The organism is Rhodopirellula baltica SH 1 (genome assembly GCF_000196115.1).
GTDB classification, from domain to species: domain Bacteria; phylum Planctomycetota; class Planctomycetia; order Pirellulales; family Pirellulaceae; genus Rhodopirellula; species Rhodopirellula baltica.
This window is the reverse complement of record NC_005027.1, coordinates 5,401,816-5,423,830: the sequence shown is the minus strand read 5'-3', so window position 1 is coordinate 5,423,830 and position 22,015 is coordinate 5,401,816. Positions and strand designations below refer to the sequence as shown.

The following is a 22,015-nucleotide window of genomic DNA, read 5'->3' as shown; positions in this document are numbered from 1 at the left end:
GGACGGTTGATTGGTGACAGCGTGAACGTTGGGCGAGTCGATCAAAGTCGAGTCAGCGTTTCGCTCAAATTCAGCAGCAACGTTGCGACTTGCATCCATGCCGCATGTTCGATGGGATCAAGTGTTTCTAAGCGGGGCGATTCGCCAACCGACACGGCGGCCAAGGCATCCTGAGGTGATTGAGCGAAACGTTCACGTTCGGTTTGCAGCAGTGACTGCACGGCGTCACGCTCTTCGTCGTTGGGCTTTCGACCGACGACCAGAGTGAAAGCCTGATCGATGCGATCGAGATCTGAAACGGATGTCTCGTTTGAGGCGGATTCGGTCCACAAACGCTCGGCCAATACGCGAGCTGCTTCAGCGAACTGCGGATCGTTCAGGGTCACGAGTGCTTGGATGGGCGTGTTCGTCGCCCCGCGATCCATCGTGCACAATTCACGGCTGGGTGCATCGAAGGCGGCCATCGCCGGATGAGGACTGGTTCGTTTGACAATCGTGTAGAGGCTGCGTCGATACAGCTTCTCGCCGTGGTCCTGAACGAAGACTTGTTTGGTCGCGGGCGTGCTACCAAAGTGGCTGACTTCTTTCCAAAGCGCCGGCGGTTGATACGGTTGCAAACTGGGACCGCCCACATGTGGCACGAGCAGATCGCTGACCGCGAGAGCTTGATCGCGAATGAATTCGGCTGGCAGACGGAACCGAGGCCCGCGTGCAAGCAACCGATTCTTAGGATCGAGTTCGATCTGTTCCGGTGTGGCAGAGGATTGTTGGCGGTAGGTTGCACTGCTAACAATTTCGCGAATCAGTTGTTGTTGGTCCCAACCGATCTCGACGAAATGTGTCGCCAGATAATCCAGCAATTCTGGATGGCTGGGGTATTCTCCTTGCGAACCAAAGTCGGCTGATGTGGCGACCAATCCGGTACCAAAGAACAACGACCAAATGCGATTGACCGCCACGCGAGAGGTGAGTGGATGCTGGGAATCGGTCAACCAACGAGCCAAGTCCAAACGGTTCGCTGTCTCATTCTTATCGGCGAGTTCGGGCAGCACTTCGGGAGTCGTTGGAAAGACGCGGTCCGTGGGTGAGTCATATTGGCCGCGGTCGAGCACAAACGTTTCGCGAGGTTTCGCGGCGGTGTTCATCACCATGGTTGAGAACGAGCCGGTCAACACGTCGCGGCGTTCCTCCAGGTTGTTGATCCGGGTTCGCAAAGGTTGGAGCTGATCGCTCGTTTGACGAAACGTTTCGAGGACTGTTTGTCGTGTCGCGACGTCCCATTCATCGGAAGGCGTTTGAATGGCATCGACCAGTGAAGGGCTCCAACGACTGTCGGTGTCATTGCCAGTGAATGGTTGGATTTGCCATTCGTACGGGAGCGAGTTGCCCTGGCCGAAGACCAGCAGCACGCTCAGATACGGTGTCGTTTGAGGATCAATCGGTTGATCGAAAGTCAACGTAAGATGTTGTTCTGTTTGACCCGTCGAAGGTTGCCACCAACGTTCATTGCTTTCATTCCGAATCGATCCTGCTGTGTGTCCGTCCGCTTGAGTGCTCGCGGTGACTTTTCGGAATGACAACTGACGGTGGTAATCAACCTGGTCCGCTGGTTGTTCCGTCGCCGAGATCAAAACGGTGGTGACCTTGGGGACCGCCTCGTCAAAAGGCGTCAGGACCATGGGTGGTTCAGTCGACTCGGCTGCATCTTCTTTGTTTGCTTCCGTTTCGGGTTTGGCGGGACCGGGTCGCGGGTGAAAGGAGACACGAAGGCCGGTGATCGGTGATCCGTCAGTCAGTTCTTCCGTCGCGAATCGCAGCGAGTGACTCATCCCATTCAATCCGCGGCTGGGTTGAGCGATCTTCACCGTGCCGTTTGCATCAAACTCCATTGCACCGCGAAGGTTGGGCGAGGAGACATCCAACAGTTCGATCGGCACGAACCGAAACTGGTCGCCGCGTCTTTCTTCTTCCTGTCGCTGTGATTCCAGCCATGCTTCCAACCCTTCCGTGGTTTTAGCCAATTGCACACGTCGTTGCTCCAGCTCTGATTCAAGTTGTGGCAACTCGTCAGTTTGAAGCACCGTTTTGGCCATGATGTTTGGAGCCGCATTGCGACCCGAATTCCCATCCAACCCATGATCTTGCAGCTCGTTGAAGAATGCGAAGAACTGATAGTATTCGTGCTGTGAGATCGGATCGTATTTGTGGTCATGGCATTGGGCACAACCCATCGTCAAACCCAGGAAGACTTCGCTGGTAGTTTTCACCCGATCGGCGACATAGTTTGTGAGGTTTTCCTCCGGAATCGTGCCGCCTTCGTGCGTGATCATGTGATTGCGATTGAAACCCGTCGCGATCAGTTGCGACTCGGTTGGATTGGGAAGCATATCACCCGCCAGCTGTTCGGTCAGGAACTGATCAAAAGGCATGTTGTCGTTGTAGGCCTGGATCACCCAGTCTCGCCACAACCACATGTGACGACCGCCGTCGATCGAATAGCCGTTGGTGTCGGCGTAGCGAGCTTGATCGAGCCAAGGAAGTGCCATCCGTTCGCCATGATGGGGTGAACCAAGCAGCCGCGTGATCGTTTCTTGATAGGCGGTTTCGCCGTGCAATTGGTAATCGCGGACGAAGGCGTTGGCCTCTTCGGGGGTCGGTGGCAAACCGGTCAAGTCAAAGCTCAATCGGCGAATCAACGCTCTCGCGTCAGCTTCCGGTGAGGGTGCTAAACCAGCTTCGGCCAAACGTTGAGCCACGAAGAAATCTATTTCGTTGCGAGCCCAGCTCTTTTCGGATGGTTCCTCGGTGAAGTCAACCGTTGGAACTTCCGGCGTCGTCGGTGGAATGAACGCCCAGTGGCCTTCATAGGCGGCACCCTCTTCGATCCAACGCTTTAGCAATGTCTTTTGCTCCTGCGTCAAAGCGAGATGAGATTCTGGGGGCGGCATCAACATGTCCGGATCGTCGCTGATGATGCGTTGCCAGGCTTCGCTCTCTTGCACGTTGCCAGGCACAATCGGTTGGTAGCCGCCAAGATCCGCCGTGGCACCTTCCAAGGTATCCAGTCGCAAATCCGCTCGACGACCATGTTCATCGGGACCGTGACAGTGGAAGCAGGTTTCCGAAAGGATTGGACGAATATCGCGATTGAATTTCAGCTTGCGATTGGCAGCGGATTCGAATTCAGGAATCGACACGGCGGTCAACGCAGGATGGTTCATTGAACCCGAGGAATTGATGACCTTCCAAGGATTGGGGGTACGTCGGTCGGAGGAACGCCCACCGTCGGAGTGATTGGTGGTCTGGGTCGTCGTGCGATCGACCTCAGGGGATGAGGTCACGATTTCATCCACCATCGCCACACGTGAGCGGTTCGTTGCAGTCCATGTCTGCAACAAAAGCATATTGGAAACGACCAATGCGCAGGCGGCGGCACACCAAGCAAGAAACGGGCGCATGCTTGAGTGTTGGGATGCGATTGGCGAAGGTGAAATTGGCGTTGCGATCGAATTTTGCGAAACCAACGCTTCGTCCAAATCACAAAGATCAAGGTAGTGGTCCAAGGCCTCGCTGTCGGACATCAAAATCCCACGCAGTTCGCCGGCTTCCTCAGCCGTCAGTTCGTTTGCTGAGTGAGCGGTCAGCAATTGATCGATTCGTTCCCGAGAACTCATGGGGTTTCCGCTGTTTGTTGAGAAAGGGGAGGATCGGAGAGAAGCTCGACGTCGATGGAATCGGTGTCCGTCGGATCTTGGTTCCGTTGAACGCAGCGAATCAAACGTTGGCGAGCCCGGTGAAGGGCTTGGCCGATTGCATTGGCTTTGCGTCCGGTGTGCTCGGCTAATTGGTTCAACGTTTGTCCATCGAAATAGAAGAGCTTGATCAGTTCACGCTGATGGTCGGGCAGTTGTTCCACGCAATGCTTCAAGCGTTGCCAATCGTTGTGTTGACGCTGTTGTTCGACCCTTTCGCGATGACGTCGTTCGATGACTTCATGAAGTTGATCGTCGATCAGCACCACAGACCGTGACGTGGCAAGTTTTCGCGTCTGATTTCGATGATGGTTGATCGCAATCTGACTCAACCAGGCGACAAAGTTGGTTCCTTCTTCAAAAGCGTTTTGCTTTTCCATCGCGGTGACGTTCGCTGATTGCAGCACGTCCTGCGCAGCGTGGACCGATCCGGTCAGCCTGATCAAATGACCAAGCACAGGACGTTGGGCCTGCTGAAGCAGGTCTTCGAAAGCCTTGCACGAACGAGTCAAACCATTGGGTCTCCACCAAGTGATGTAGGGAGCACGCTTCGTTTTACTCCGAATTTTCACACTTTTGTGAAATCGGTCCCAAACCCAATTGGGGCGAGGAAGCGATTATGCTGCTGCTGAAGTTCCCACCTCCCATCCCACCCACGGAGAAACTCCCACCATGAGAACACCCCTACCCACCCGATTTTTGCTCGCAGGAATCGCGATCGCGAGTTGTCTGATGAGCCTGCCAGGCTCGACCGCACAGGCGGAATTGATGATGCCAGCGATCTTTGGCGATTCGATGGTCGTGCAGCGAAATGAGCCCGTTCACATCTGGGGCTGGACCAAGCCCGGCCAAGAAGTCAGCGTTCAACTGGGCGATCGAGCCGCCAAAGGCAAAGCCGACGACGAAGGAAGATTCGACGTTTCAGTCCCAGCCCTTCCTGCGGGCGGACCTTACGATTTGACGGTGAAGGCAGACGAGACCAAGACCTTCACCGATGTTCTGGTTGGCGAAGTTTGGATCTGCTCAGGGCAATCCAACATGGCTTGGGCCGTGCAAAGTGCCAACGATGCCGATCTGGAATCACTCTCTGCCGATTACCCAGAGATTCGTCTGATCTCGGTTCCCCAAGTCGGCACGCAAGAACCGCAACGTGACTTCAAGGGAAAATGGACGGCCGCCACTCCTGATACCGTCAAAGACTTCTCGGCTGTGGGATACTTCTTCGGTCGACAACTTCATCAAACATTGGATGTGCCAGTCGGTTTGATTGACAACGCTTGGGGCGGATCCGCGGCAGAAGCTTGGATTCCTCGCGATGTGCTGGAAGCCGACGGCAAGTACGAATCGATGCTGGCAGGTTGGGACAAACGCATGGCTAATTACGACTTTGATGCGATGGTCAAGTCGTGGGAAGAAAAGCATCGCAAGTGGGTAGCCGATGGTCGCAAAGGCAACGCGCCTCGGCGACCACGTGATGACTCGGCCGGCAACCATCGTCCCGCCAACATTTATAACGGCGTGTTGTTGCCAACCATTGGTTACACGATTCGTGGCTCAATTTGGTATCAGGGTGAATCAAACGCGGGACGAGCCTACGAGTATCGCGATTTGTTCCCGCTGATGATTCAAACTTGGCGAGACAAATGGGGACAAGGCGACTTCCCGTTCTACTGGGTCCAGCTAGCTGACTTCCGCTCGGAAGTCGAAGAGCCGACCGACAGCAGTTGGGCAGAACTTCGCGAAGCTCAAACGATGACGATGTCGCGATTGCCAAACACAGGCGAAGCTGTGATTTTGAACTTGGGCGAATCGGCTGACATTCACCCGAAGAACAAGCAAGACGTGGCCAAACGATTGGCTCGATGGGCACTGGCAAAGGACTATGGCTATGACATTCCCTATCGAAGCCCGACCTATCGCGACGCGAAGTTCGAGGACAACAAAGCAATCGTTCAGTTCGATCACGTCGGTGGTGGCTTGGACACGTTTGACGTTCCCGAGCTGATTGGATTCACCATCGCAGGCGAAGACCAAAAGTTCGTTCACGCGAAGGCCAAGATCGTCGGCAAGGACACCATCGAAGTGTCAGCAGAGTCCGTCTCGAATCCGGTTGCCGTGCGATATGCCTGGGCCGACAACCCAGTTTGCAATGTGCAAAGCAAAGAAGGTCTGCCGATGACTCCTTTCCGAACGGATGACTGGCCAGGCGTCACTCAACCGAAGGATTGATGAAAGTCATCCCTCAAAGATCTGATCGATAGCAACCGCTCGAGCAAAATGCTCGGGCGGTTTTTTTTCGCGAGTCCGGAATCCAGAAGGCGTGAAGCCAGCGAAGAAACCTCGTACAAACCCTCCGCACGGATGTCCACTGATGGTCAAACAGGTGGACTTTCCCTTGCTCGAACTTGGGTTGTCCACAGGACGGGGAATGTCGGATCGGAAGGCTTTAAAGGGAACCATCTAACCATTAGAGATTCATTGAGAGTGCGAACATCACGCTAGCAGTTGAGAATAATTCGCATTTTTTACTCCGGCCGACTCGGAAATTGCTTGAAAACGCTCATCTTGAATCCTTAGTATCTCTATACGTTTGCACGGGGGGTGGAGTTATCCACCGACCGTCTTTTCGAAATCATTTCGCAAGAGAGAAACGAGAGAACGATGATTGGGCACAGGAGAGATTTATCGAGGGGCGCATTTACGCTGGTGGAGTTGTTGGTGGTGATTGCCATCATTGGGGTCTTGGTTGGTTTGTTGTTGCCAGCGGTTCAAGCCGCTCGTGAAGCAGCCCGACGCATGAGTTGCAGCAACAATTTCAAGCAGCTCGGGCTAGGGATTCACAACTATCACTCTGCATTCAACCAGCTGCCGCCTCATGGTGGCGGAACCGGTGCGGGTCTTGAGACGCCATCGGCGTGGTGGCGTGCGAGCAACACGGCAAATCGGAAAAGTCTAAGCGTGATGGTTGCGCTGACTCCATACTTTGAGCAACAAGGATTGTGGGAACAAATTTCCAATCGAAGCTATGAAACAGTGACCGGTGCGGCACCGCCGGCACCGCTTGGTTACTGGCCCGCGATGGGACCAAGTCCCAAAGCTTATTCGACGGATCCAGGTTACATTCCGTGGCAAACAGAGATCGCCATGTTGCGTTGTCCCAGCGACCCGGGAATGGGTTTGCCGGGTCGTGGCCGAACCAACTACGGTCCATGCTTGGGCGATTCGCCACAGATCCAAATGCAACAACACTACGATCTGGCGACGTTTCTCCCTAGCATGAACAACGGAAACGTCATCAGGGCAAAAGCCGCCCACCGCGGTTACTTCGCTCCATACTCCTCATTCAAATTTCGTGACGTGCTGGATGGTTTGTCCAACACAATTGCGATGGGTGAAATTGTTTCTAACTTGGGCGACAGAGCGGTCAAAGGATCGTTGTCATGGAACGGGGGCGGAGCGGACAATGACGTGACCAACAATCCACTGCATTGCGTGGAATCGGACGAGATCGATCCGGAACGGCCTCAGTTTTGGTGCCCCACGGGAGCCAGTCATTGCTCACCGCCGGTATCGGTAGTCAACGCCGAAACAAACGGACGCGGGATGAGTTGGGCATCCGCGTTTCGGTTGTCCATCTCCGGCGTCTTCACGGTACGTCCTCCCAACAGTGAGTTGTGCATCGGTCACTGGGCCGACCACCCCGGTACCTTCTCACCGAGCAGTCATCACCAAGGTGGCTGCCACATTTTGATGGGAGACGGTGCGGTGAAATTCATCACCGATTCCATCGAAGCAGGAAACCAAAACGCACCCATGATCAGTTCCACCAACAAACCGGGCTCCGCCAGTCCCTACGGTGTTTGGGGAGCATTGGGTAGCAAAGCGGGCAAGGAAACTGTCTCCGAATTCTGACTTGCGATCTGATCACACGGCACGCGTCGATTCGCGTGCCTTTTCTTGACTGAGCCACGGTTGGACATCGTGGCTCGATGAGTTGTTCATTGATTTGAATAGGCTCGCTCTTAACTCAAACCCACTCAATTGAATTCAGGTACATACGATGACCAAAAACACGTTGGCTTTGTTCTTCTCCGGTTGTTTACTGATCGGCGTTGTTGTTGGCTGCGACGACTCGGGCAGTACCGTGGTCGCTCCTCCCACAGATGAACCCACAACAGAGGTCCCCGGCGGCGAAATGAGCGAAGAGGAGTACGCCAAGGAACTTGAGAAGTCGATGCGTTGATGCGAAAGGGTCAAGCAGCATGCACATCAGTCGGCAGCGAATCGGATGGAAGGCTGGTAGCCTTTTCGCATTGGCCGTTGGCTGGGTGGTTCAATCCGCAAGTGTGCTATCGACGTCGGGTGAGAGCCCGAGCAAATTAAATCAATCGAACGTGGCGGCTTTGCCCATTTATGTGGGCAAAGCTGTTTGTGCAGAGTGCCATCGCAGCAACTTTGAGAAGCATCGGGAATCGGGCCACGCTTCCACGTTTAGGTTCACGAGTGATCCGACCATTTCAAATTTGTTTGATGGAAAAACAGTCGATGCGGGTGAGAATCACGGTTTGTTTCATTATCGATCTTCTGAAGAAGGATTGTTAGCACTCCGTGCTTCGGATGAATCGGCCAATGGACTGGTACCGATGCAGTTTCCGTTTGCGCTGGGGTCGGGTCGCAATGCAATCACTTTGTTCTCAATCGTGCGAGAGGAATCGAAGGCGTCCTCCGTGATGGAACATCGGGTTTCATGGTACCCAGACCGAGGCGGCGAACCATCGAGTCATCGAGCCGAAGACTCACGACAATTCGGTCGCTTTGGATTGACGCCAGGGCACACGAACACCGAACCATTGGAAGCGATGGATTGTTTTGGTGAGAGGATTCGTGGAGAAAAGATGGATTCCTGCATCGAATGTCACACGACATCGGGGAAGATCGTTGATCACGAATTAAGAGATCTGATTCCGAATGTGGATTGCGAAAAGTGCCACGGTCCAGGAAGTGAACACGTTCGCCAAGCTCGTCGGATGGATGCACCTCCGCCATTTTCCGTGGGACGTTCGGATTGGGACGGAGAATCAGAAATTCAACTGTGTGGGTCTTGTCATCGCCTGCCTCGGCACGTTTCTCCGAAGGAGTTGCGCGACTACTCCAGCGAGTTGCTGCGATTGCAGCCAATCGGATTGTTACGCAGTGAATGCTATATCAAGTCTGGTCGCTCGTTGACATGTTCGACTTGCCACAACCCGCATCAAGACGCTCGTTTGAAGTCAACAGCTGACTACGACCAAGATTGTCAAACGTGTCACCAACCACACGTTGATTCACAAGTGGCTTGCTCTGTCTCTACCGATGGTGGATGTGTGAAATGTCATATGCCGCCTATCTCGGTGGAGCAGGACATGGTGTTCCACGACCATTGGATTCGGGTTCGAGAACATGAGTGATCAACATCGACGAAAGTTGCACTGGTCGTTGAATCTGGTTGTCTTTGCAACAATGACTTCGCAACTTTCATGCGATGCAACATCAGAGTCAAAGTTGCCTTCGGCTTTGAGCAAGGCTGGTTTGGAGGTTGAGCAAGATGAATCCACCGCCGAAGTTCTCAGCAACGATCGGCCAAAGAGATCTTTGCCTCGACAGGATACAGTGCAACCTGCGATTTCAGTCGACGTCGCCGCGTCGCGTGAACTGGCGGAACAGGCACTCGCCGATGGCAGGATCGACGCAGCTTACGATCACGCACGCGTCGCCTTCCGTTATGGACCTGACGATCCATTGGTAATATTTGTCATGGCTCGTGTCTTGGGTGAGCGGCATCGATTCGAGGAAGCCATTGCGATGTTGGATTCGGTTGCTATGCGCGATCCACAAGCCAGGTTGCCCACGCTAGGCCAAACGGCGCAGTGGATGGTTCTGAAAGGTGATTGGGAGCAAGCCGAAAATCGGTACAAGGCAATTTTGGATGAGGTCCCCGACATCGCAATGGTGCATGAGGAAATCGCCAAGTTGTATCTTCGGCAAGGTCGCCGTCATGATGCCTCCAGTCACATCCGGCAACTTTGTAAGTCCGGTACCGTGAAGGAGCACTGGATGCTTGAATTGCTGTCTATCTCGGATGATCCATTTCCGATGGTTGGCAGCGAAGAAGACGAACCCATTGGTGTTCTAGGAACAGCACAGGATTTAGTAGCGAATGACTCGCGTGAGGAAGCGATCAAGACGTTGATCAATTCGCCGGGCGAACCATCGGATCCGGAGCGGTCTTTGCTTGGTCGATTGTTGGCTTTGGAGGAAGACGAAAATGGTCTGACGCAGTGGTCCAACGAAGTGGTGCTCAGCGACGAATCCAACGCGGACGCTTGGTTTGCGATTGCGACGCTGCATCAGATGCGCGGTGAGCACGAAAAAGCAGTGGCTTGTTATTGCAAAGCCCTTCTGCGTGACGCAACGGATGACATTGGGTATCAGCGTTTGAGTCAGTCACTGCAACAACTCGCGTTGGAGGACGCGGCCAAAAATGCCTCGGAACGAGCCGAGCTGATTCGTCAATCCAAATCGCTCGGAGATCAAATCAGGCGGTCGGCGGGCGGAAAGTACGAGCAAGTCGTCGAACTGGTTGAGTTGCTCGAGCAATTGCATCGACACGATGAGTCTTTGGCTTGGAATACGATCGCCGTCGCCAATTCGGGCCGTCCAAAGAACGAAGTTCAACAAGCGATTCTGAAAATCAACGAGCAACGCTTGAGTTGGTTGGAATCAAAATCATTTCAGACAGACCCAACCTTTGTCCTGTGTGGATTGGATCTTGATGACCTTCCAATCGTGCCAGATTAACTGATAGTTTGGCGCTCCAGCCATGCTCGCCAGTTGTTGGCGTATGTTTGCAAAAATTGGTCGGTCGTGGTCGCGTCCCAGGCTTGGCGATTCCAGGAGGCGGAGATGCAGATCTGGCCCCAATTAATGCAAACGCCCAAAGCGACATTGGTTCCCTCGCGACCGGGAGGCGAGCCGAATACGTTGTGAAGGTAGGCGTCGCCGATTTGAAGCTGCCCATTCCTTTCCGGAAAGAACTTTTTCATTCCTCGCGAAAGATCACCGGTGTAGGTGAGGACGCTGGTGGTCATGTGCCGACTGCGTTCGATCACCCACCGCATGAAGCGCGGGTGTTGAACCGCCGCAGCCAAGCCGTCCAGGAAATCCATGTGCACACGAGTTTCTTTGATTGCCACCACTTCGTCCGCGACGCTGGAGATGAGTGCATCACGATCCTGGCATTGGTCTTTGCGTCGTCCCAAAAAAGCGAAGCTGAGCCGATTGGTTGCTGGCAGATCCAAGTCTTTTCGAGATCGCAAATCAACCGGCATCATCACTCGGTAGCGGATTGCTTTTCCACCACCATGGGATTGTTCCCAATGCTCAAAGGTTTGGAACAGCATCGCGATCGCGAGGTCGTTGACTCGGATGGACGCGTTGCTGCAGGCCTTCTCAATTGAGGCTGATTCTTCCTTGCTAAACAAGATATGTCGCAAGGGTCTGCTGATTGCTTGTGACTCAGGCGGTTGCTGAGTTGATGTGGAGCCAGACCCCCGGGGTGTCGAAAGAGCTGCGGGACGCTGGAAGTGAAAGTAGTAGGCATTCCGAATTCGATCCCAAGTCGTTAACGAACGTTTGGGTGGTTTGGAAAGCAATTCGGAGAAGTCGTTTCTGTCGCGGAGACGTTCTGGATTGGGCGCCGACCGTGAAGATTTTCGTGAGGTTTTACCGCACTCTGGATCGCCCGTTGCCCGAGCGTAACGTGTGAGTGTCCCAACGAGGACTTGTCGCATCCCAACGCCATCGCCACAAGCGTGATGCAATTGAACATAGAGGCGGCTGCCGGTTTCTGCGGGGACGTACCAGAAGCGACATCCTGACTCGCGAAACAAATCAAAAGGTTGTGTCAGGGGATTGTTAGCGGGTCCCGTGGTCAGTGGCAGGTCTTCGTTGGTCAGTACTCGAGGTGCCAGATCCTGATCAAAATGCCAGAAGAATCGCTCGCCGTGACGCACCAGCTTGCAAGCGAGCAAGGGGTGATCCTTCACCGTCTCGTTCAATGCGTTTTGTAAGACAGGTAGCTGCAAAGGCGTCGAAAACTGCAGCTCGATAAAACTGACGATGGGGCACGACTCTTTTTCGTCCAAGACGAAGAAGGTTTCCAGCGGCGTCAGCGGCAAGGGAAACAGCGGTTTGTCTGAATCCTGTGCAGGCATGTTGGAAACCAAGGCGTCAAAGAAATGAGAGCGTGTCGCTCTTGAGGACAGGCTAATCCACCGCCGACAAAATGCAATTTGGGAACGACTGGAGCTCTCAGATCAAGTCTCGCAAGCTAGTCATCGCAAGAGGTTCTTTGGTTGCAAATGGCTCGCCATATTGGCGATCGATTAAGCGACCCCAGTAAGCCGCATCGTCGCGGAATCGATCGGTCAAACTCGGTGGGCCTGGGTCGCGACCGGTGATGAATTGGCTTTCGTAGGCACGGATCGATTCGAGTTTTCGGTCCCACTGTTCTGAGATGTCGACAATCCAGCTGGGTTGCACTGCCAAACGCAGGTGAATGCAAAAGTAATAGTAAATGCGTTGGGGATGATGTCGCGGACCCGGCATAGCCGTCTTGCTGAGCTTGGAATGAAACCGTGCCGCTTCGACCAGCTGAGTCGCAGCAACATGATCCGGATGAGCGTCTTCGTGATAGGGTGCGAACAACCATCGCGGTCGCAAGCACCGAAAGAAAGAAGCGATGTGTTCTCGAGCGGGCAGGGTGGCTTCGACGGCTCGATTGGTTAATCCGGCGTTGCCTCGCCAAGTCAGCTTCATGATTTCGGTTGCACGGGCTGTTTCGCGTTTTCGAATGTCGAGACTGCCATGGGGTGTCGGTTCGCCACTGGTCAGATCCAGCACCCCGACTCGCATGCCTTCGTCGATCATTCGCATGATCGTCCCGCCCATGCCCAACTCCGCGTCGTCGGGATGAGGTGCAACGACCAGGAAGTCGAGCGGTTCAATGTTGTCTGGATCAGGATAGGGATCAGAGTCCGTGAAGACGGAGGAAGTGACGGTCATCGTTGAGGTAGCTCCAATGCGATGGCTTGATGAGCGTTGCGTATGAGGATGAGGTTGTCGACCACGGTAGGGATGTTCCACGTCTTGTGTTGCAAAGCTGGAATGCGAATCAATTCTTGGTAGTCATCTGGATCGGCGGCAACCAGCACGACCTCTCCTTCTTCTCCCTGCACTACCAGGACATCTTCAACCAAGACTGCTTGTCCTTGGCCGAGTCGATCTCGACGTGATTGCTCCCACAGTCGCTTGCCGGATTCAATTTCAACTGCTTGCAAAGCACCGTTGCTCAATCCATAGGCGATGCCGTCTCGAACCAGAGTGTGATTGAACTTGGTTTTCAAGACTCGGGACGAATGCCAAATTTCTTCGGCAACAAACGTCTCGGTCTCTGAGGAAGCGTCCTTCGAAGTGTCATCGTTGGCGTTCGTTGCGTTGTCGACGCGGGTGACTTGGATCAAAGAGCTTCCGCCGCCGTAGCCTTTGCCGATCAAAAATTGATTTTCACCAGCTGGCATTGCCGCGGCACAGTTGGCACCCGAGTTCGATTTGCCTTCCCAGGGGAACGACCAAAGGATTTTGCCCGATTCAATGTCATGTCCGGTGATATCGGCTTCGTTGACGGAAACAATTTGTCGTTTGCCGCCAAGAGTCATGATCATCGCGGAGGCATAGCTGATTTGCTGATCACCACTCCGCCAAACGGTCTCGCCGGTTGCCGCATCCAAAGCGATCAATGAACGCCCTTCGTCTGATGCGGATGCGGGACCACCAAGCGGGAGCACACAAAGATTGTCGACAATCAATGGCGAACCCGATCGGCCCCATGAGATCGCTTGTTCCGATTCTTCGATGGTCCAACCTGTGATTTCAATCAGGTCCCGTTTCCAAAGGACTTCACCGTCGGTCAGTTGCAAGCACCAAACGGTTCCCGTGGCACCTTGGGCATAGACGCGGCCGGGTGACAATTCGGTCGCCGGAATGATCGCGGGAGTCGAACGCGGACCGCCGCCGCCGAGTGCTTGAAAGTGATTCGCCTCGTGTTCGACCAACCAGAGCAATTGACCATCGGAGAGTCGATAGGCCGTGACGCACTCCATTTCATCTCGTTGTTCCAGAGTCACCGCGATGCCATCGGCGACCGCAAACGAAGACCAACCTTCGCCGATTCCGATATCCCATCGCCGAGTGATTTCATCGGCGGATGTAGGAATCTCAAATTCGCGTTCTGGCATCACTCCCGTGCGACCGTTTCCTAGAAACCCCAACCATGAACCCTCTTCTGTTGAACTCTGTACTTCCACAGCGAGCTCATCTGAGTCGGATTCGGCCAAAGGGGTGACTTTCAAAGCAGGTGTTTCGTTGTTTCCGAACCTCCAGGAGAATCGCGGAACCATTTCGCCCGAAAAACTCTCGAACCGGAGAAGCGTGCCTGCTGCGACGATCGATGCCAAACAAAACGCTGGAACCAGCCACGCTTTTGCCGCCGCTGAACTGGCACGTTGCAGCTGATACAACACAAATAGCAACGCGATTCCGCCGGCCGCCAGACTTTGCAGCAAAGCTTTTTGATAATCGGTCTCGTGGGCTCGAGATTGAATCAGCCCAACGACGATGACGCCTGCGATCAGGGCGACCAAAGCCTTCAGCACATGGCGGCGGACGGCGGTTACTTTAGTAGGCACGGTTTTCGCGGGTTCGAAACCTGTTGGTTCAGAATTCGAGGATGTCGAATCGGGAGGAGTCACGGTCATGGTCGACCAAACACTGCGAGAGAGAAATGTTGAAGCGTAGGAAAAAACAGCTATCGGAGAACGGTAACACGCCGCCCAGGTTGGCGGAATTAGTTCCCGAGTCTGATCCTACCGATCCGATCCAACTGGCGTTCATCTCGGATTTGCATCTGTTCAGTTCTCGCTGCAACTATGATCGGCACGAGGCGACGGTTCGGCGGGCGGTGGAGGCTTCGAACGTCTGCGTCTGGGGCGGCGATCTGTTCGATTTTTGCTGGAGTCGGATCGGTGGTGGCGAAGTGTCACGCAAAGCCGCAATCGATTGGTTGGAAGCCTGGCGAGCCGAATTTCCGGACAAGACTTTCGTCTATCTCACGGGCAATCACGACGCCCAAGCCGCTTTTCGCGAGTCACTGGAACGGTGGGCTCGTCCGCACACCCAGCCCGAAGACTTGTTACCGAGCGACACTCATTCGGACGACTCGGACTCGACGGGATCGGCTCAGCACGTGCGATTGCCGATACGCCCCGGATCCGTTCACGTGGGATTGGATGCGATTCGTTTGGCTGACACATTGATGGTCCATGGCGACGTGATCGAGGGTGGCCGCCATTCTGTTGGACTGGATCAATATCGAAACCGTTGGGCTCATGAACCAGCCACTTCGCCCGCCAATCTACAAAACGGTTTGTACGACGCCGCGGTGACCGCCCGATTGCATTTGGCCGCGGCGGGGGTCGCTCATCGTCGGCGATCGACGTGTTTGCGTTTGCTTCATTGGGCGAGGCAACAACCTGATTGGATGCACCAAGACATTGGCCAAGTCGTTTTTGGACACACTCATCGGTGCCTCGGTGGTGTCCATGTCGCTGGAATTGACTTTTACAACGCCGGTGCCGCGGTCAAACACGTGAAATTTGAACCCGTGGTTCTGCCGGTTTCGGTCAGTGTTTGAGCGACTGAAAGGTTTGTTTATGGCATTCACCGCACTGCTAATGCTTCACGGAGGAAATCTGACCTTCCTTCGTGATCGTCGCAGTCAAGTCGTTTCATTGGCACCATTAGTTGAGATACACTGCAGCGTAACAGTCAGAGGCGGACTGGCCGTGAACCCCTACCGATTGTTCGGTGGTTGAGAGGGATGTGTGTCGTCGTGTTTACTCTGTTGGCCGGTTTCGCGAACGCGACCGGTAGATTGCTCCATGCAAAATCACCCACAACAAACTCAGTCGCCGCTGGCGCAGGCGCAAGCCGGTCAGTCGCAGAACGGACAAATGCAATCTCAATCGGGAACTCTCCCGTCTTTAGCTGGTTACGAAACCGGATCTTTTTTCGACGAAGTGGTGGATCAAGACTCGTTTGCGCGGCCCGATGCGGTCGCGCTGGTGGATTTGATCAATCGGCTGCCACCGGGTGAATTGAATCGTCGGCAGCTGGCAATTGAACGGTCGCTGTACCAAATGGGCATCACGTTCACGGTTTACAGTGACTCGGCGGGCACTGAAAAAATCATGCCCTTTGACATCGTTCCGCGAATCATTTCGCCAGATGTTTGGACGCACATCGACAGTGGTTTGAAACAGCGAATTCGTGCGCTCAACCGCTTTTTGTCGGACATCTACAACGAACGAAAGATTATCGAAGACGGCATCATCCCGGCGTCGATCGTGGATTCTTGTCCGGCTTATCTGCCTCAGTGCAAAGGTCTGCGTCCGCCGCACGATGTTTGGTGTCATATCACCGGGACCGATTTGGTTCGCGACAACGACGGAAACGTCTTTGTCCTGGAAGACAACCTGCGATGTCCGTCCGGCGTTTCGTATGTGTTGCAAAATCGCTCGGTGATGAAACGGAACTTCCCACAAGCGTTCACGGCATCGATGGTTCGCCCGGTCAGCGATTATCCCGCGCGGCTGTATCAGATGCTTCGCCGGATGGCACCAAGTCACGTTGCCGATCCGAACGTGGTCGTGCTGACACCGGGTGTCTACAACAGCGCCTACTACGAACACTCCTATCTGGCGCACCAGATGGGCGTTGAATTGGTCGAAGGACGTGATCTGTTGGTCAAAGACGATTGCGTTTACATGCGAACGACCGATGGTCTTCAAGCGGTCGACGTGATCTATCGACGCGTTGACGACACCTTCCTCGACCCGGAAGTGTTCAACCCCAAATCTGTCTTGGGTGTTCCCGGGTTGATGTCGGCTTATCGAGCCGGCAATGTGGCGCTCGCAAATGCACCGGGCACCGGTGTCGCCGATGACAAGGTCGTCTACGCCTATGTGCCGGAGATGATCCAGTACTACTTGGGCGAAGAGCCGATTCTTTCCAACGTGCCGACATACCTGTGCGATCGCGAGGAAGACCGCGCCTATGTCTTGGATCACTTGGACGAATTGGTTGTCAAAGCGGCTGGCGAATCAGGTGGCTATGGCATCTTGATCGGGCCGCATGCCACGCCAGAAGAACGTCAAGAATTCGCGGCAAAGATCATCGACAATCCTCGCAACTACATCGCTCAACCGACGCTGCAATTGTCTCGGGTCCCGACCATGGTGGACGATCACTTGGAAGGACGTCACGTCGATTTGCGTCCTTACATCCTTTGTGATGGTCCAGACGATGTGTGGGTACTGCCCGGCGGTCTGACACGAGTGGCACTCAAAAAGGGTTGTCTCGTCGTGAATTCGTCCCAAGGTGGCGGTAGCAAAGACACATGGGTGGTCGCACAAGCTGGTGAAACCATCGCTCGGGTCTAGAACTGTTGGCAGGGCTTGTTTGGCCGCGATAGCCACCCTGCATCGATCCGCTTTCGCCGTTTTCAATTCAATCGCGCAGTCGCTTTTCTTTTCATCGCTGACACCACTGATATGCTTTCACGCGTTGCTGAATCCGTTTACTGGATGAGTCGCCAAGTGGAGCGTGCTGAGAACATCGCACGCTTCTTAGAGGTCACTCTGAACTTGATTCTGGATCAACCTGAGAACTTGGTTGATCCATGGAGTCCGTTGGTGCAGGTCACCGCTGATGAGGAATGGTTCGAAGAGAAATACGGCAAACCCGATAGTCGCAATGTCGTTCAGTTTCTCGCGTTCGACGATGAGTATCCCAACAGCATGGTTTCCTGTTTGCGAGCGGCTCGCGAAAATGCTCGTGGCGTTCGTGAGACTTTGTCCTCGGAAGCGTTCGAACAACTCAATCAGTTTTATCACTTCGTTGGCGATGCTTCGCCCGCAGCGGCGATGGACCCGACCAGCCAGTTTTTTGATGATGTTCGAAAGCAGACTTTGCTTTGGAGCGGCGTGTTTGCCAGCACGATGGCTCAGGACAGTGGATGGCACTTTGCGAACTTGGGCCGCATGCTTGAGCGAGCCGACAAGACATCTCGAATTTTGGATGTGAAGTACTTCAACTTGCTGCCGAACTTGGCAGACGTTGGCACGGCGGTTGACGATTTGCAGTGGTCGGCATTGTTGCTGGCAATCAGCGGGTTCGAAGCCTACCGTCGCGATCACCATCAAATTGAAATTGAGAAGGTCGTTGATTTCTTCCTTTTCAATCGCAGCTTTCCAAGATCGATTCACCACTGCATCGCCTCAGCGAACTGGTCACTCGGAGAAATCGAGCAGGCTTCCTCCAGCGACATGACCCGTACGGCGGGTCCCATTCTCGACGAACTGCAACATCGTTTAGCTCACACTCAAGTCGAAGAAGCGCTAGCGGGCGGCATGCACCAATTTGTTGATTCGGTTCAATCCGAAATCAACCGAATTGGTGAAGCTCTTGGACAAGACTATTTTCAAATTTCGGTGAATTCATGACGATCCGCGTCGCGCTCCATCACAAGACGTCGTACAAATACGAACGACCGATCATGGTCGGTGCTCAACAAGTCCGATTGCGTCCGGCCTATCACGGTCGAACGCCAATCGTGTCGTACAACTTGGCGATTTCCCCCGAAGATCACTTCTGCAACTGGCAACAGGATCCTTTTGCCAATCCGGTTGCGCGATTGGTCTTTGAGAAACCGACGGACCATTTCACCGTTTGCGTGGATTTGGTGGCGGACATGACCGTCATCAACCCGTTTGAGTTTTTCGTCGATGACTCGGCTCAGGAATGGCCATTCGAATACGACGATCAAGTCAAACGGCAATTGGCCAGCTACCTCGCGCCGGTGGAGATGACGCCCAAGTTTGAGAAATGGATCGAGACGCTGCCGAAGAAGTCGGAGCGAATCATCGATTTCTTGGTCGATGTCAATCGAGCGGCTCAATCGAAGATCGATTACAAAATCCGTTTGGAACCAGGTGTCCAAACGCCTGAAGAAACGCTGACGCTGTGCAGTGGCTCGTGCCGTGATTCAGCTTGGTTGTTGGTCAACGCGTTTCGTCACATGGGGATGGCGTCCCGTTTTGTGTCGGGGTATCTGATTCAGTTGACCGCGGATCAAGAATCCTTGGACGGACCCAACGGACCAACGGAGGATTTCTGCGATCTGCATGCGTGGACCGAGGTCTATCTGCCCGGTGCCGGATGGGTTGGATTGGATCCAACCAGCGGTTTGATGGCCGGCGAAGGTCACATCCCGCTGGCCTGCACGCCGACATTCACCGATGCCGCGCCAATCATTGGTGGGCATGAACCATGCGAAGTGGAATTCGAACACGAGATGACGGTCACTCGGGTCCACGAAGATCCACGCGTGACCAAACCGTATGCCGAATCAACTTGGCAGGACATCTTGCAGGCCGGCCGAGCGATTGATGAGCAATTGGAATCGGCTGATGTTCGGTTGACGATGGGTGGCGAACCCACATTCGTTTCGATCGACAACATGGATGATCCGCAATGGAACACGGATGCCGTTGGTGAAGAGAAAAGAGTGCTCAGCAATGTTTTGCTGACTCGTCTGCGAGAACGTTGGGCACCGGGAAGTTTGCTGCACTACGGTCAAGGCAAGTGGTATCCCGGCGAGTCGCTTCCTCGGTGGGCGCTGACTTGTTTGTGGCGGCGTGATGGACAACCGATTTGGCAGGACGATCAATGGATCGCCGATGAGGGCAAGGATTACGGTCACACTCACCGCGACGCGGAGCGATTTGTAAAGTCGCTGGCACGTGAGCTGAATGTCAGTGCCCGGATGACGTTCCCCGTTCACGAGGACGTCTTTCATTACTTGTGGCGAGAAAATCGTCTGCCGATCGATGTCGATCCGACGGATCCGAAGCTGGAGGATCCCAACGAACGTGCGATGATGATGCGAACGTTCAACGCTGGGCTCGGTTCGCCCGTTGGTTATGTGCTTCCGGTTCGCCGAGCATGGTGGCAGGCCCGTCCGGGATGGATCAGCGGCCGATGGCCCGTTCGAAGCGAACGCGTGTACTTGATCCCCGGCGATTCGCCGATCGGTTTGCGATTGCCCCTGGATCGTCTGCCAGTTGCTTCCGCATCCGAGGCTCCGTTCTACACCGCGCCGATGGATCCGACCGCTCCGCACGGACCGTTGCCGCCGCCTGAGATGCCGCGTGGCAATGAGCAAGACCCGCGAGGCAATCGACGGGTCGATTCGTCGGACGAGTCACGAGAACGAATTCACCCACAAGTCTTGGATGAAGAGGACGACGACAATCTGCCGACCAGCGAAGACGTGGTGCAAACGGCGCTGTGTGTGGAGTGTCGATACGGGCGATTGTATGTCTTTATGCCGCCCACCCAACGGATCGAGGACTACTTGGATTTGGTCACCGCCGTTGAGCAAACCTGTGCATCGACCAAATTGCCCGTCATCATCGAAGGCTATTTGCCGCCCGCTGACGATCGAATCGAATTGTTCAAGGTCACTCCTGACCCAGGTGTGATCGAAGTCAACACGCAGCCGACAGGATCTTGGGACGATTTGGTTGAGTTGACGCAATCGCTGTATCACGAAGCTCGCAAATCACGTCTGGGCACCGAGAAGTTCGACTTGGACGGTTACCACACCGGGACCGGTGGAGGAAACCACATCGTGTTGGGTGGACGTTCCACGAACGAAAGCCCGTTTCTGCGGCGGCCTGATTTGTTGGCCAGCTTCATTCGGTTCTGGAACAATCACCCGTCGCTATCATACATGTTCAGCAGTCGGTTCATTGGTCCAACCAGCCAAGCACCTCGGATGGATGAGGCTCGACAAGACGCGGCGTATGAAATGGACATCGCGCTGAGTCAGTTGCCTCCGGTCGGCAGTGATGTTCCGCCGTGGTTAGTTGACCGCTTGTTTCGGGATCTGATGGTCGATTTGACGGGCAACACTCACCGTGCCGAAATTTGTGTCGACAAGTTGTACTCGCCTGATAGTTCAACCGGACGTTTGGGGTTAGTCGAACTGCGTGGCTTTGAAATGCCACCCCACGAACAAATGAGTCTGGCTCAGTTGTTGTTAATTCGCTCGTGCGTGGCCGCATTTTGGCAGCAACCTTACGATCGACCGATTCAACATTGGGGCACTCGTCTTCACGATCAGTTTTTGTTGCCACACTTTGCTTGGCAGGATCTCACGCAATTGATCGGTGAACTCAACGCCAAGGGCTCGCCGATATCAGCGGATTGGTTCGCGGTGCACCATGAGTTTCGTTTCCCATTGATTGGGGAGATGGTTCTCGATGGAATGCGTTTGGAACTCCGCAGTGCGATCGAGCCTTGGTACGTGATGGGTGAAGAACCCGGATCGAGCGGAACGACTCGATTTGTTGATTCATCTTTGGAACGGTTGCAAGTCTTGGTTGATGGGTTGGAACCGAATCGTCACGCGTTGATGGTTGCTGGTCGCGAAGTACCGCTGCATGCGACCGGCGTCGCCGGTCAGTATGTTGCGGGCATTCGATATCGTGCCTGGCAACCGCCTCGATGTTTGCATCCGACGATCGGGATTCACACCCCATTGCAATTTGATTTGGTTAATCGAGCGGCCAGTCGTTCGATCGGGGGCTGCACCTACCACACCGTTCACCCTGGTGGTTTGAGTCACGAGCAGTTCCCGGTCAATCCGAAGGAAGCTGAGTCCAGACGTGCATCTCGTTTCCGTGAGCTGACCCTCACCGGAGGCGAAGTTGTCTTGCCTAGCTTGCCTCCACGAACGGGCTACGAGCCATTCCCGGTAACGATGGATCTTCGACGTGGTTGATCAAACTTTTTTGCAGTAGCGAATTCGTTGATGTTTGCGTGATGTCGGCAAAAAGTCGTCGTTCAATCGGGATTCAGGTCACTCGCTGAATCACCGTCCGCGGTTACAATTGGGCTTCAATGCTCTGCACTGACGAAGACGTCGACCACGATGGAAAGTCCTCGGGTCGACGCTTTTGCCAACTCCGATCGACTCCAAGGTGAACGTGCCGACTCCCACTGCAACAGACACTGCGACTGATTCGACCACGGGATCGCCACCG

General features: G+C 54.4%; 14 protein-coding genes. 9 read left to right on the top strand and 5 right to left on the bottom strand.

Features of this window, described 5'->3' with window-relative positions:
* Positions 1 to 41: 41 nt before the first annotated feature.
* Positions 42 to 3,674: a PSD1 and planctomycete cytochrome C domain-containing protein gene (locus RB_RS20680; RefSeq protein WP_011122595.1), complete on the bottom strand. Its 3,633-nt coding sequence runs from the start codon at positions 3,672 to 3,674 to the stop codon at positions 42 to 44.
* On the bottom strand, positions 3,671 to 4,264 hold the full coding sequence (locus RB_RS20675) for a sigma-70 family RNA polymerase sigma factor (RefSeq protein WP_037200268.1): 594 nt from the start codon (positions 4,262 to 4,264) through the stop codon (positions 3,671 to 3,673). Before RB_RS20675 ends, RB_RS20680 begins: the two co-directional genes overlap by 4 nt.
* Positions 4,265 to 4,451: 187 nt before the next feature.
* On the opposite strand from RB_RS20675, the gene RB_RS20670 reads away from it, so the two are divergent.
* From RB_RS20670 to RB_RS20650, 5 genes are all read left to right on the top strand, one after another.
* Positions 4,452 to 5,981 carry a sialate O-acetylesterase gene (locus tag RB_RS20670; protein ID WP_164922967.1) on the top strand — a complete coding sequence of 510 codons (1,530 nt, stop codon included), beginning with the start codon at positions 4,452 to 4,454 and terminating at the stop codon, positions 5,979 to 5,981.
* A gap of 432 nt (positions 5,982 to 6,413) precedes the next feature.
* On the top strand, positions 6,414 to 7,664 hold the full coding sequence (locus tag RB_RS20665; protein WP_144043581.1) for a DUF1559 family PulG-like putative transporter: 1,251 nt from the start codon (positions 6,414 to 6,416) through the stop codon (positions 7,662 to 7,664).
* A gap of 148 nt (positions 7,665 to 7,812) precedes the next feature.
* Positions 7,813 to 7,995 carry a hypothetical protein gene (locus RB_RS20660; protein WP_007325192.1) on the top strand — a complete coding sequence of 61 codons (183 nt, stop codon included), beginning with the start codon at positions 7,813 to 7,815 and terminating at the stop codon, positions 7,993 to 7,995.
* A gap of 19 nt (positions 7,996 to 8,014) precedes the next feature.
* Positions 8,015 to 9,199 carry a multiheme c-type cytochrome gene (locus tag RB_RS20655; RefSeq protein ID WP_007333030.1) on the top strand — a complete coding sequence of 395 codons (1,185 nt, stop codon included), beginning with the start codon at positions 8,015 to 8,017 and terminating at the stop codon, positions 9,197 to 9,199.
* A complete protein-coding gene (locus RB_RS20650) occupies positions 9,192 to 10,589 on the top strand; it encodes a tetratricopeptide repeat protein (protein ID WP_011122588.1) in 1,398 nt (465 codons plus the stop codon). The genes RB_RS20655 and RB_RS20650 overlap by 8 nt, the downstream gene beginning before the upstream one ends.
* On the opposite strand, the gene RB_RS20645 is transcribed toward RB_RS20650, so the two are convergent.
* The 3 genes from RB_RS20645 to RB_RS20635 form a co-directional block, all read right to left on the bottom strand.
* Positions 10,586 to 12,004, bottom strand: coding sequence for a hypothetical protein (locus RB_RS20645; protein WP_173391559.1), 1,419 nt, complete (start codon positions 12,002 to 12,004; stop codon positions 10,586 to 10,588). The two genes, RB_RS20650 and RB_RS20645, sit on opposite strands and share 4 nt — an antisense overlap.
* Before the next feature lie 97 nt (positions 12,005 to 12,101).
* On the bottom strand, positions 12,102 to 12,854 hold the full coding sequence (gene bshB1, locus RB_RS20640; RefSeq protein WP_007333027.1) for a bacillithiol biosynthesis deacetylase BshB1: 753 nt from the start codon (positions 12,852 to 12,854) through the stop codon (positions 12,102 to 12,104).
* Complete coding sequence (locus RB_RS20635; protein WP_164922966.1) at positions 12,851 to 14,503, bottom strand: outer membrane protein assembly factor BamB family protein; 1,653 nt, start codon at positions 14,501 to 14,503, stop codon at positions 12,851 to 12,853. The genes bshB1 and RB_RS20635 overlap by 4 nt, the downstream gene beginning before the upstream one ends.
* 182 nt (positions 14,504 to 14,685) lie before the next feature.
* Between RB_RS20635 and RB_RS20630 the strand changes: the two genes are divergently transcribed.
* The 4 genes from RB_RS20630 (at position 14,686) to RB_RS20615 (ending at position 21,753) form a co-directional block, all read left to right on the top strand.
* Entirely contained in the window at positions 14,686 to 15,540 is an 855-nt protein-coding gene (locus RB_RS20630; protein ID WP_164922965.1) for a metallophosphoesterase, read from the top strand.
* Between the two features lie 247 nt (positions 15,541 to 15,787).
* Positions 15,788 to 17,347: a circularly permuted type 2 ATP-grasp protein gene (locus RB_RS20625; RefSeq protein ID WP_007340179.1), complete on the top strand. Its 1,560-nt coding sequence runs from the start codon at positions 15,788 to 15,790 to the stop codon at positions 17,345 to 17,347.
* Between the two features lie 111 nt (positions 17,348 to 17,458).
* Positions 17,459 to 18,409: an alpha-E domain-containing protein gene (locus tag RB_RS20620; protein WP_007325200.1), complete on the top strand. Its 951-nt coding sequence runs from the start codon at positions 17,459 to 17,461 to the stop codon at positions 18,407 to 18,409.
* Positions 18,406 to 21,753 carry a transglutaminase family protein gene (locus tag RB_RS20615; RefSeq protein WP_011122581.1) on the top strand — a complete coding sequence of 1,116 codons (3,348 nt, stop codon included), beginning with the start codon at positions 18,406 to 18,408 and terminating at the stop codon, positions 21,751 to 21,753. Before RB_RS20620 ends, RB_RS20615 begins: the two co-directional genes overlap by 4 nt.
* Positions 21,754 to 22,015 lie beyond the last annotated feature (262 nt).

Bases quoted from the DNA above. Each gene is read 5' to 3' on its own strand.
- RB_RS20680 (WP_011122595.1), bottom strand. From the start codon at position 3,674: ATGAGTTCTCGGGAACGAATCGATCAATTGCTGACCGCTCACTCAGCA.
- RB_RS20665 (WP_144043581.1), top strand. From the start codon at position 6,414: ATGATTGGGCACAGGAGAGATTTATCGAGGGGCGCATTTACGCTGGTG.
- RB_RS20660 (WP_007325192.1), top strand. From the start codon at position 7,813: ATGACCAAAAACACGTTGGCTTTGTTCTTCTCCGGTTGTTTACTGATC.
- RB_RS20655 (WP_007333030.1), top strand. From the start codon at position 8,015: ATGCACATCAGTCGGCAGCGAATCGGATGGAAGGCTGGTAGCCTTTTC.
- RB_RS20650 (WP_011122588.1), top strand. From the start codon at position 9,192: ATGAGTGATCAACATCGACGAAAGTTGCACTGGTCGTTGAATCTGGTT.
- RB_RS20645 (WP_173391559.1), bottom strand. From the start codon at position 12,004: ATGCCTGCACAGGATTCAGACAAACCGCTGTTTCCCTTGCCGCTGACG.
- bshB1 (WP_007333027.1), bottom strand. From the start codon at position 12,854: ATGACCGTCACTTCCTCCGTCTTCACGGACTCTGATCCCTATCCTGAT.
- RB_RS20625 (WP_007340179.1), top strand. From the start codon at position 15,788: ATGCAAAATCACCCACAACAAACTCAGTCGCCGCTGGCGCAGGCGCAA.
- RB_RS20620 (WP_007325200.1), top strand. From the start codon at position 17,459: ATGCTTTCACGCGTTGCTGAATCCGTTTACTGGATGAGTCGCCAAGTG.
- RB_RS20615 (WP_011122581.1), top strand. From the start codon at position 18,406: ATGACGATCCGCGTCGCGCTCCATCACAAGACGTCGTACAAATACGAA.